Source organism: Bacillus paramycoides (assembly GCF_001884235.1).
In the GTDB taxonomy this organism is placed as follows: Bacteria; Bacillota; Bacilli; order Bacillales; family Bacillaceae_G; genus Bacillus_A; species Bacillus_A paramycoides.
This window is the reverse complement of the sequence record NZ_MAOI01000079.1, coordinates 546,159-558,547: the sequence shown is the minus strand read 5'-3', so window position 1 is coordinate 558,547 and position 12,389 is coordinate 546,159. Positions and strand designations below refer to the sequence as shown.

General features: G+C 31.8%; 10 protein-coding genes and 2 pseudogenes. 11 read left to right on the top strand and 1 reads right to left on the bottom strand.

Annotation, left to right across the window (positions count from 1 at the left end; genetic code table 11):
• Positions 1-623 (top strand): RNA-guided endonuclease TnpB family protein (locus tag BAU28_RS19030; RefSeq protein ID WP_131801210.1); only part of this gene is annotated, 623 nt, incomplete at its 5' end.
• 74 nt (positions 624-697) lie between these two features.
• On the opposite strand, the gene BAU28_RS19025 is transcribed toward BAU28_RS19030, so the two are convergent.
• Entirely contained in the window at positions 698-949 is a 252-nt protein-coding gene (locus BAU28_RS19025; RefSeq protein WP_002171990.1) for a response regulator transcription factor, read from the bottom strand.
• Positions 950-1,195: 246 nt separating this feature from the next.
• Between BAU28_RS19025 and BAU28_RS19020 the strand changes: the two genes are divergently transcribed.
• The 10 genes and pseudogenes from BAU28_RS19020 to BAU28_RS18975 all read left to right on the top strand — a co-directional run bounded on the left by BAU28_RS19020 (position 1,196) and on the right by BAU28_RS18975 (position 11,539).
• Entirely contained in the window at positions 1,196-2,077 is an 882-nt protein-coding gene (locus BAU28_RS19020; RefSeq protein WP_071719559.1) for a helix-turn-helix domain-containing protein, read from the top strand.
• 141 nt (positions 2,078-2,218) lie between these two features.
• Complete coding sequence (locus BAU28_RS19015; RefSeq protein WP_002171992.1) at positions 2,219-2,497, top strand: AbrB/MazE/SpoVT family DNA-binding domain-containing protein; 279 nt, start codon at positions 2,219-2,221, stop codon at positions 2,495-2,497.
• Positions 2,498-3,042: 545 nt separating this feature from the next.
• Positions 3,043-3,702 (top strand): CatB-related O-acetyltransferase, encoded by a 660-nt coding sequence (locus BAU28_RS19010; protein WP_071719558.1) that lies wholly within the window; start codon positions 3,043-3,045, stop codon positions 3,700-3,702.
• Between the two features lie 483 nt (positions 3,703-4,185).
• Complete coding sequence (locus BAU28_RS19000; protein ID WP_071719557.1) at positions 4,186-5,499, top strand: D-alanyl-D-alanine carboxypeptidase family protein; 1,314 nt, start codon at positions 4,186-4,188, stop codon at positions 5,497-5,499.
• A 754-nt stretch (positions 5,500-6,253) separates the two neighbouring features.
• On the top strand, positions 6,254-6,769 hold the full coding sequence (locus BAU28_RS18995) for a transglycosylase SLT domain-containing protein (protein ID WP_071719556.1): 516 nt from the start codon (positions 6,254-6,256) through the stop codon (positions 6,767-6,769).
• Positions 6,770-6,911: 142 nt separating this feature from the next.
• Complete coding sequence (locus BAU28_RS18990; RefSeq protein ID WP_083594802.1) at positions 6,912-8,069, top strand: acyltransferase family protein; 1,158 nt, start codon at positions 6,912-6,914, stop codon at positions 8,067-8,069.
• 64 nt (positions 8,070-8,133) lie between these two features.
• Positions 8,134-8,280 (top strand): annotated as a pseudogene (locus BAU28_RS31020) (Fic family protein); the annotation flags it as partial.
• A 2-nt stretch (positions 8,281-8,282) separates the two neighbouring features.
• Positions 8,283-8,450 (top strand): annotated as a pseudogene (locus BAU28_RS18985) (VanZ family protein); the annotation flags it as partial.
• A gap of 73 nt (positions 8,451-8,523) precedes the next feature.
• Entirely contained in the window at positions 8,524-9,117 is a 594-nt protein-coding gene (locus BAU28_RS18980; RefSeq protein ID WP_071719554.1) for an SGNH/GDSL hydrolase family protein, read from the top strand.
• Between the two features lie 454 nt (positions 9,118-9,571).
• Positions 9,572-11,539: a penicillin-binding transpeptidase domain-containing protein gene (locus tag BAU28_RS18975; RefSeq protein WP_071719553.1), complete on the top strand. Its 1,968-nt coding sequence runs from the start codon at positions 9,572-9,574 to the stop codon at positions 11,537-11,539.
• Positions 11,540-12,389: the final 850 nt, after the last annotated feature.

The window sequence follows — 12,389 nt, the reverse complement described above, 5'->3', positions numbered from 1 at the left end:
AAGTACAAGAATTACCGAAGACCGATTCCGCTGTTGGTATAGATGTTGGTGTGAAAAACTTTGCTATTCTTTCAACTGGTGAGGTATTCGGTAATCCAAAATGGTTTCGGGTATTAGAAAAGAAACTTGCTCATGCCCAGCGTATTCTATCTAGACGTACAAAAGGTGGAACGAACTGGCAGAAACAGCGAATGAAAGTCGCTCGTATTCATGAACGAATTAAACAGGCAAGAACGGACTATTTGCAAAAACTCTCTACTAGGATCATCAAAAACCACGATGTGATTGGGATAGAAGATTTGCAAGTATCGAATATGTTACAGAATCACAAACTAGCAAAAGCGATTCAAGAAGTATCATGGTCACAATTCAAAGCGATGTTGTTGTATAAGGCACGCTGGTATGGGAAACAAGTGATTGTGGTGTCGAAAACATTTGCTAGTTCCCAAACTTGTTCGCATTGCGACTACAAAAACAAAGACGTGAAAAGCCTGAGCCTGCGTGAATGGAAGTGTCCTTCTTGTGGTATGTACCATGATAGAGATGTGAACGCAGCGGAAAATCTGAGAAAAGAAGCCGTAAGGCTCCTAACCGTAGGGACTACGGGGATCGCCTACTCATAAAACTGAGGGATACCTTGGTGTTCGTAGGAATCCCCCACTTCAAACAGCTCGTTAGAGTGTTAAGTGGGGGTAGTTCAATGTGCAACCTTTTCGAATAAACGACTGTCTTTATTTGAAAATAAAGGTGCATCTATAAACCCATAATGATAAACTAAAATACCTAATTCCACTCTAGAATTAATATGCCATTTCTCTTTAATATGATTAATAATCGTTGAAATTCTTCTAGGGCTAACATATATTTTACTGGAAATTTCTGCATCCGTTAATCCTTGTGCTACATAAATAGCCACTTCTAACTCTCTTTCGGTTAACATTTTGTTCATAAAATAAGCTCCTCCGAAATGATTAAAATAAAAATCAAAAGAAACTATTACTTGAAATAAAGCTAAAAATCATATTCAATACCCTTTATTCCTTTTAAGTGTAATAATTTCTCTCATTGCGATACAAGTTTGTAAAAGAAACTATAAATCAATATAATTAGTAATTGCAACTATACTAATTTTACATTACATTAAAAGTTAAAAAATATTCTTATACTCATAAATTGTTAAATTTGAGGAGGAGAAATGGAATTCTACAATCTCGGTAGTGTTATTAAAGAACTTAGAAAGAAAAAAAATATATCACAATCTGAATTATGTCATGGCATATGTTCACAAAGTCAAATTAGTAAGATAGAAAAAGGTATTATTTATCCATCTAGCATATTGTTGTATCAATTATCTGAAAGACTTGGTATTGATCCGAATTATATATTTGCGCTAACTCAAAACAAAAAATTAAAATATGTAGAAAATGTAAAATGTGTAATAAGAGATTGCATAAAGCAAAAACAATATAAAGAACTTTATGAAATAGTGAAAAAAGAGAAAAACGAAAATAATTTCCAGTCAAAAGAAGATAAACAATTTCTAATATGGCATGAAGCAATTGCTATATTTAGGGTGAATAGATCAACAAAAACTGCTTTAAATCTTTTAAATAATGCATTACAACTAACTTTAACCAATGCTGATTTTTTATCAGAAAGAGAAATAGATATTATGCAGACAATGTCTATATTTCATGGGGAGAACAAAGAATACGAAAAAAGTATTAATATATTAAGAAAATGTTTAACTAATTTTAATAAGTTAGATTTTCCTAGAGATAAAGAAATTAAATTAAAAATCATTTTTAATTTAGCAAAAACTTTAGGCCAGACAAATCAACATGAAGAAGCAATAAAATACAGTGATATTGGTATCAAATTAGCTATTAATCTAAATACTTTCTACCTATTAGGTGAATTATACTATGGAAAAGCTTGGAATTTATTGCGGCTTAAACAACCTAATGAAGAAGATGTTGCCAATAACATGAAAAAAGCATTATTTATATTTGAACTAACAGAAAAAGAACATTATATAAAAATGATTAGAGATAAATATATTGAAAAACAAGAATAAAAAAGAGACAACTTTGATATGAACTATCCTTTATTGTAATTTATTTTTTGAAAAAATTGCTGTAATACGAACTATTCCTTATTGAGGTTTACTGTTAAACTAATTGCTGTAATAGTAGATAAAAATAAAGGGTGGCATTTTATGAAATCAAGAGGGATTACTCGTAAAGCAGATAGCATGGGGCGTATTGTTATTCCAATGGAAATAAGACGGAGTTTAGGAATTGTAGAAAAAGATGCTCTAGAAATGTTTGTGGAAGAGGATCAGATTATTTTGCGGAAATATCAATCTTCACAAGCTTGTGCAATCACAGGTGATATTTCAGACAGGAATATATCGTTAGCGAATGGGAAGATTGTTGTAAGTCCAGAGGGAACAGAACTGTTAATAAAGAAGTTACAGCAATATCTTTTAAAATAAAAGATAAGTAAGAACTTTAAAATAAAATATACTTGTAAAGAAAGTCCCCTATCATTCAGGGGACTTTTTTTATTATAAACACACGTTGTTTAATTGTTACAAATAGAGGGAACCAACCAAAAAATTTAAAATAAGAAAAGTCACCTTACATAAGATACGAGGTTATTAAATCGAGAAAGAAATTAGTTTTAAAGCTTTAAAATAAAAGGAAAATGTTGTACAGTTTATTATTTTATACATAAATATTAATTTATGGATTATGAGATTTTGTATAGGTACTCATAAATCCCCTAATCAATTGATTAGGGGATTTATGTAAAGCTTAATCGTTTTAATGCTCATATTTCGGTATAATACTATTTAGTTTGAGTACATAATTTTACAATTTGACTTATGTAATTTATCACGTTAAGATGCTTTTATTATAAAAGAAAGGCTTGAAGATAATGATTCGTCGTTTGAGAAAGCTAAAAAATGTCGCTGTCGTATTAAGCTTCTAAGTGAATTGCAAAAATCTATAATACTTAGAAGCGAGGAATATAGTTATGAAGCATCCATTATTTAATCATTGGTCTGAAACAAAGTATTTAAAAGATATAGTAACAAATCCACTCATTGAAGTAGGAGAGTACTCCTATTATTCAGGGTATTATGGCAATCAAAATTTTGAAGATGGTTGTGTAAGATATTTATGGGGCGATGCTAAGTCCCAAGCACTGTTCAATCCAATTGAACAGATGGGTTGGCATCTTGATAAACTCATAATTGGAAATTATGTTTGTATTGCAAGTGGAGTTGTCATATTAATGGGTGGGAATCATAATCATCACTCAGAATGGATTACAGTATATCCATTCGTTGAGCAAATAAAACAATCATATGAACCAAAGGGCGATACAGTCATTAAAAGTGATGCCTGGATTGGAATGAATGCTATTATAATGCCTGGCGTTACAATCGGTGAAGGTGCAATCGTTGCGGCAGGATCTGTTGTATGTAAAGATGTTCCGCCGTATACAATAGTTGGTGGAAATCCTGCTAAGGAAATAAAGAAACGGTTCACTGATACAGAAATGAATATGCTAATGGAAATGCGTTGGTTTGATTGGGATAGAGAATTGATTGAGAGGGCAATTCCTCTTTTATCTAGTCCATCCATTGAACCATTATTTGCTTTTTATAAAAATGAAGTGAAAAATAAATAAATCAGTTAGAAAAACTACATTCAATATAGGATGTAGTTTTCTTATTATAAAAAACTACTAGTTTAGAATAAGAAAAATTCATATCTGGTATGAGTCTAGCAAATAGTTGGATTGAATAATTAAAACCCTTGATAGCCAATAAACTAATGCTAGGCTACCAGTGTGTCTCGATATTTAATCGGGGCACACTGGTTTTATTTTTTGGTAAATGCGGAACAAATGCATTATTTAGACTGTCTATTAGGTGTAATCCTAAAAAATATGAAAGTACGGATCATTTTGAAAAGTACAAAAGTATTAAAAATAGGGATGTGTGTAGGAATACTAAGTGTCAGTGCGCCTAAAAGGGTGAAATGAGATGGTCTATATGAAAGTGATCCTAATGTCTTATATGTATATAGAATTTGATAACACTGTCTATTTTTTGGGGGATTATGTTAAAATAACGTTTTTTTGAGTACAAAGATATTGGAGGTAACAGAAGTGAAAGGTATGTTTTGCAAGAGATTTATTGCAATAGTAACAGTGCTTACACTATTTTGTAGCATGGTTGTTACATCTGGAAGAGCATCAGCGGAAACAGTCCCTGTTTTAGACGTAGAAGCAGGATCAGCAATTTTAGTAGAAGCAAATTCCGGAAAAATTTTATATCAAAAAAATGCAGATGAATTATTAGCAATTGCTAGTATGACAAAAATGATGAGTGAATACTTAGTTCATGAAGCGGTGGATAAAGGAAAACTTAAATGGGATCAAATAGTTAAAATTTCTGAATATGCATATAAGATTTCGCAAGATCGCTCATTATCAAACGTTCCATTAGAAAATGGTGGCTCTTATACGGTCAAAGAGTTATATGAGGCAATGGCAATTTACTCTGCAAACGGTGCAACAATTGCTTTAGCTGAAGAGATTGCTGGAAAAGAAGTTGATTTCGTAAAAATTATGAACGATAAGTCAAAAGAGTTTGGAATGAAAAATTATAAATTTGTAAACTCTACAGGTTTAACAAACCAAGATTTAAAAGGACATCACCCAAAAGGGACAACTCCAGACGAGAAAAATAAAATGTCTGCAAGAGATTGTGCAATTTTAGCGCAACGTCTTATTCAAGATTTCCCGAAAATATTAGATACAGCAAAAATCCCTAAAAAAACATTCCAAAATGGTGGCAAGTATCCGATTGATATGACGAACTTTAACTGGATGTTAAAAGGTTTAATTAAGCAATACGAAGGTGTAGATGGCTTGAAAACAGGAACTACTCCAGAAGCCGGAGATTGTTTTACTGGTACAGTAGAAAGAAACGGTATGCGTCTAATCTCTGTAGTGATAAAAGCAAACTCTCATACAGCACGTTTTGATGAAACAAAGAAATTATATGATTATGGATTTGCGAATTTTCAAGTGAAGAAGGTCTATGGAAAAGATTCAGTAGTAAAAGGGCATGAAACAGTACGAGTAGCAAATGCAAAGGACAAAGATGTAGTTGTTCAAACGAAGCAAGCTGTTTCACTTCCAATGCCGAAGGGCAACAAAGATGTTTATACAAAAGAATTTATAGTATCGAATAAAGAACAAGAAGCACCTATTAAAAAAGATGTAACAATTAGTAAAATGATTATCTCACCTAAAGATAGTACAGATCCTGGTTTTTTATCAGGTAAATCATTACAAGTAGACCTTGTAACAAAATCTGATGTAGAACAAGCAAATTGGTTTACACGTTTTATGCGCGAAATCGGATCTTTCTTTAGCGGTATGTGGGATAGTGCGGTTGATATAGTAAAAAGCTAACTTTATAGGATAAAACTAAATATTAATCTGAAACAAAGAGTTTCAAGGTATTATAGATTCTTATATGGATAGCTTGGAATGGAAGATTGCATTAATTCTCAAATTTGGTTCTTCGGAACTTTTGGTATTGCTATCAAGCTAAGATAAATTTGTATCCATATAATCAAAAAACGCTATTCTTTTTGTAGAAATATACAGAAAGGATGGCGTTTATTATGAATCTTTCGATTCAAAGGATTCTGGTGCAAGGTTAGTTTAATAAAGTTACGTGATGGAAAAACATTCATTATTCCATCATGTGACAATAAAAAATTAATATCTGGTACTTATTTCTGTTATTAAATTTTATAAAAATTTAATAAAATCTTTTCTTTGTATTAAATATTTTGTTTTAAATTATTTATATAAAGAAATGGAGGCCAAAAAATGAATTTTTTAAAGAAATTTAAATAGCTTTTTATAGTGTTTATCCCTATTTATATAGTTATTCTTTAATTTCAATCGAATAAAAAATAAGGTATTCGAGAAAAAAGTACGAGATACCATACAGAGAAAACTCTCCCCCATACAAAAGTAAATGTACCGAAAGTGATAAAAGCGAATGGTATATGGAGGGCCCCCCTAATAATCTCACCTGAAAATCGGTAATTAATGAAACAAAGAATAACAAAATGATAGATGATTACGAGTTCATATCCCAAAAAGATATGATTACTAGTGACAATCTTTGATACTGACAAGTGAGGTGACGTCGATGAGAGGGACATTAATAAAAAGTGGAGTATTTATTTTGGTTTTAACAGTAGGGCTATATCTTACAAAATACGCATATGACCATCATACTAACCGAGCTAAAGTAAGAGACACGATTCAACAAATATCAATAGAGCATGGTATACCACCATGGATTCCATTATCGATTGCATTCCATGAAAGTAAGTTTGATCAAAATGCAGTCGGAGATCAAGGCACATCATTTGGACTGTTTCAGCTTCATCGAGGTGGACTAGCACCTAAAGATTTAACGAACGAAGATTTGAAAAATGCAGAAACAAATACTCGAATTGCAATATCTAATATGATAAATGCATATAATCGTGGTTTACAGCAAAATTTAAAAGGACCAGAGCTATTAAAACATGTTGCTAATACCTCAGGGTGGCCTGGAAATAAGGGTGTTCAATGGACAGATAAACAGACAGACTATAACGAGGGTTTAGAAAAAAGTTTTAAAATGTTTTCTAAACGAAAATACGATTTTATAGAATGAAATTTCTTTTTTCTTTCTATTATTATATAACTTATGCCTAAATATGAAAGTTCCCTTAAACAGACAAATAGATTGACTTTGTACTGCTTATATTCGGAATTTAAAGAAACATTATGTATAATTCTCCCACTACACTAGTATAGTGGCCTTTATTAACAGCAAAATCTACAATTTACAAGGAGAACATTTTATGAATAAGAGAATAAAAGAATTAGATTCCATACGAGGGTTAGCGGCACTTACAGTGGTATTTGGACATTTTTGTTTAATGCTACCATCGTTGCCTAATTCTATTAAATTTTCCCCGCTTAGGTTTTTATGGGCGGGTGGAGAAGCTGTAATCGTTTTTTATGTACTAAGTGGTTTTGTGTTATCTATGGCACTTTATCATTCAAAAACAAATTATTGGGGATATTTAATTAAGCGATTTGTACGAATTTATATCCCTTATTATTTTTGGATAATCATTACCTTTGCTTTATTTATTTTGTTTTCGTCGTATGAAGTGGCAGGACTACGGGATTGGTTCTATGATAGGTGGCAAGGGTCTATAACAAAAATAGATATTATAAACCACTTTGTGCTTCTTAATAACTTCTTTACGGAAAATTATAATCCAGTTATCTGGTCATTGGCTCAAGAAATGCGTATATCTATTGTGTTTCCTTTGTTATTCCTTCTTTTTTATAAACTGAGTTGGAAGAAAACGATATTATTTGCTTTAAGCTTTTCTTTAATTAGTATTTTCCTTAATATGTTGCATATTGGGAAAGCAGAGGGATTTTATAATGGCTATGCCGATACATTGCATTTCACATCTATGTTTATGGTTGGAATGTTACTTTTTAAGCATCAGGAAAAACTTATCTACTTATATAGGAATATGAAAAAATTTAATAAAGGATTTCTTATTGCACTAGGGATTATTCTATATTTATATTCCATTTTAATTTACGGTTTTTCCCGTAATGATACTACTTTCTTATTAAAAGATTGGGGTGTCGTAATCGGTGTTAGTATATTTATTATTATGGCCATGAGTAACCTAAAAGTAAAAGCATTTTTAAATAAGAGTGTATTTGTATACTTAGGAGAAATTTCATACAGTATCTATTTGTGTCATTTTCCAATCATGATGGTACTATTTAAACTTTTGTATACAAAGATACCTATCTTTTTCCTTCTTACTTTGTGTATTACAATGACAATACTTTTTTCTATAGTTTCGTATCATTTAGTTGAAAAGAAATGTATCAACTGGGCAAAACAAAGGACAGCAAATTGTCAAAAAAAAGTGTAATACTTGGAGGAGTCTTATTTCTTTAGTAAATATACGAATATTACCGGTTCCTAAGTAGATTAGGAATCGGTCAATTTTGGATTCTAAATGTAAACATACTAAAATTGAACAAATTTTTAATTTTATACTTAACTCCAAAAATCCTCTTACTAAAGAGAATCTTCGTAACGTTTATCCAGACATAGCCGAAAGTACAACTTGTAAAACGTTAGTGATCCTATAATGTCTTTCAAAGCAGGTGATACATTAGTCATTACAGATTATAATATAGGTTACTACGCTGATACAAAAGGCTTTTCTCAACCTATATATGTTTTTCAAGTACGATTAAATGATAATGACAAAGATAGTTGGTCTCAACCTATTTCTGCGAGAAAATAACGTGAATTTTCTTATATTACGCTGTGGGCTATTGTATAGTGTAGATATGAATAATAAAAAAGGGGGAATAGATATGTGGAAGCGATTTGTAGCGATTGGTGATAGTTTTACAGAGGGGATAGGGGATGAAGTTGAGGGGATAGCATTAAAAAGCTGGGTAGATCATTTTGTTCAACTGTGTGAAAACGATTTAAAGTATGCTAATTTTGCAAAACGTGGGTTAGTAACTAAAGAAATTCGCTCGCAACAATTGGGAAAGGCATTAACTTTTAATCCAGATTTGGTTAGTCTAATTGCAGGTGCAAACGATGTTTTAAAGGGAAGTTGGAATCATCATGCATATAAGAACGATATGGAATTTATGATAGATACATTAAGTAAAACAGGTGCTGATATTATTGTAGCAAACCTTCCAGATTTTACAGTTAGGCTTCCTCTTTCTTCTGAAAAAAAACAAGTATTAAGAGAACAATTATTAGAGGCAAATGAAGTTATACTTTCACTGAGTAGAGAGTATAAGCTTCATCATGTTGACTTTTGGAATCATCATTTAGTTAATGACAATACGCTTTGGTCTACGGATTTAATTCATCCAAACTCAAAAGGATATGTAAAAGTTGCTGAATTGATTTTGAGTAGTTTGCCTGTACATGACTCTTCTAAATAAGCTGTAGAATGAACTAACCCCCTGTCGCATACAGCGCAGGGGGTTTTGATGCGAAAAAGAAGGATATAGAGTGCCTATAAATTATACTTTAAGTAATTCTTTTTATTGTTTATATTTTTGTTATTTTATGTTGCAGGATCCTTAGTATAAGGATTCTTTTTTTGTATCAAATATCTACAAAAAAAGATGAGAGCAGCGAACCCGAACTAAAAGGTATTTTAAATAAAATTGTTAAAACAACACTAATAATGATACCGATTGATAAATAGATTCGCTTCTTTTGTTTGTAAGAATCTTAAAATCTTCCCCTTCGAATGCAACTTAACCATAAATTTAATTTTTTTGTAAATGTGGAACAATTTCATTACTTACACTGTCTATTAAGCGTTAAAACATTTTTTATTTAATATATCAAGAAAGGAATAATCATTTTTAACTAAGGGAGAAGATTGAATTGAAAAAAATATGGATGCTGCTTTTCTGTTGTTTCGGAGTTATGTTGGTAGGATGTAATAAAAACGAACCGCCAAAACAAGCATTTGAAGAATATATCAATTTATGGAATGATAAAAAATTTGCAAATATGTATGATCATTTATCAGAACATGCAAAAAAAACGATTTCTAAAAAGGATTTCACAGAGAAATATCAAAAAATCTATGAGGGTATTGGAGTTAAGAATTTAAAAATTAAAACGAAAGGAGAGAATGCTAAAGACAAAGATCTATTTCTTTATGAAGTTAATATGGATACGGATGTAGGAACAGTTTCATTTATCCATGAAGCAAAACTCGTGAAAGAAAAGGAATCTTGGAAAATAGATTGGACACTAGACTTCATTTTTCCCGGTATGAAAAAAGATTACAAAGTACGTATGCAAATAGAACAAGGAAAACGCGGAGAAATATATGATCGAAATGGGAAAGGTCTTGCAACGAATGGTAAAGCGACTGAGGTTGGAATTATTCCAGAGAAACTAGGCGAAACGGCAGCACAAACAAAAGAAATAGTAGCACAATTACTTGATATGTCTATAGAAGAGGTCAATCAGAAGCTTACAGCGAAATGGATAAAACCAGACTCCTTTGTACCAATTGGTATTTTAAAAGAGGGAGCCAGACAGAATGATTATATTGAATTAGAAGGAGTCTCATCTCGCCCAGTAAATATTCGTACGTATCCATTAGGAGAAGCTGCGGCACACTTAACTGGATATATAGGAAAGGTGAATGCAGAGGAGTTAAAATTGCTTCAAAAAAAAGGTTATCAAGCAGATGATTTAATAGGTAAGACAGGTTTAGAGAAAGTATTAGAGAATAAATTGCGTGGTGAAAAGGGTGGACGCGTATTTATGGAGGATGAGAACGGAAAAGAGATTAAAAACGTAGCAAAAAAAGAAGCAAAAGAAGGGGAAAATGTTACGTTAACAATTGATGCTGCAATTCAAGAAAAAATCTTTAATGAGATGAAAAATGAAGCAGGATCTAGTGCAGCGGTCAATCCTAAAACGGGTGAAACAATCGCACTTGTAAGTACCCCCGCATATAATCCAAATATAATTGTTAGAGGAGCATCAAAAGTCCAACGAGAAGCATGGAATAACGACTCGAAACTGCCAATGATGAATCGCTTCACACAAGCATTTGTACCAGGTTCCGTATTTAAAACGATTACAGGTGCAATTGGTTTGGAAACAAACACAATAAACCCTAAGGAAGAATTTAAAATTCAAGGATTAAAGTGGACAAAAGATTCATCTTGGGGAAATTATTATGTAACACGTGTGAAGGATGCTAGTCCAATTGATTTTGATAAGGCAATGAAGTACTCTGATAATATTTATTTTGCTCAACAAGCTTTGAAAATGGGAAAAGATCAGTATGTAAGTGAATTTAAGAAGTACGGGTTTCATGAAAAATTACCAATCGAATACGAATTTCCTATTTCAATAATTGCAAAAGATGGGATAAAAAATGATATTCAACTAGCAGACACGGGATATGGACAAGGACAAGTATTAATGACACCACTTCATTTAGCGTTAACATATGCCCCGATTGTGAATGAAGGGAATATTCCGTCGCCTCATCTTTTAAAAGAAGCAAAAGTAGCGGGGAATTGGAAAGAAAATGTGGTTTCTAAAAAGAATCAAGAGATATTAAAGAGTGCATTAATAAAAGTCATTAATGACCCTGATGGCGCGGGGAGAATTGCTAAGGTTGATGGTGTAACTCTTGCTGGTAAAACGGGTACAGCAGAACTGAAAGAGTCGAAAGAAGCAGACGGAAAGGAACTTGGATGGTTTGCAGCTTTTGATGCAGATGCGCCAGACATGATTGTTACCATGATGATCGAAGATGTAAAAGGTAGAGGGGGTAGTAATGTTCCGGGCGAAAAAGTAAAACATGTTTTTCAGAAATAATACTTAATTAGAAGGTGAAATTTACTTCTTTAGTAAATATACAAACTTTACCGATTCAAGATTATATTAGGAATCGGTTAATTTATGTCTAAACGTACAGTGTTCCCAAAATGATATGGTTTACCAAAGTAAGTGATATGATGAATATTCATTTTAAGGTTATTATTTATATGAGGTCGGCCATTAAGCATTTAGGTTATTTTTAAAGTTTAAAAACAAATTACTATTTTTCTTGCGTTAATGAGAAGGGGGACGAGGCAATGCAGATTTATAGCATTTAATGTAGAAGTTAAGATGAGTGAATACTCGAACTGGCAGGTATCTAATTAGAGAAGCATAGGAAGCGCAAAAATAACGTAGGGCTGATATGTTGGTTTAGATTTTATGATTTTAATGATCGTATTTAATTACGTGTTTTTTACACAATTAAATACGATTATTTTTTTATTTGAAAATTATAAAACAAAAAGTTTAAAATGTTAAATTAAATAATTGAAATTTAAAAAATAAGAGCTATTATGCTTAACTTTATTTTCAGAAACATTACAAAGCTGTTAGTTTGAAGTAAGGTTATTCAATATAAGTAAGAGGAAAATTTCTTTATACTAACAGATAAAAGTATATTTTATATTCTTACAGATAATAAACATATACTTTAACTAGTCCCACTTAACGACCTTGCGGCGTGTTTGAAGAGGGAGATTCCTGCGGACACCGATGTAACCGTGGATTGATCGAACGTTGAAGCTTTTACAATTTCAACGATTTTTCTGCAACCAACCTCATATCTGCTGTTTTCAAAGAAAAATTTGTACAACTAAATTGGAGCAAACATTTTGGCTTACGCCAA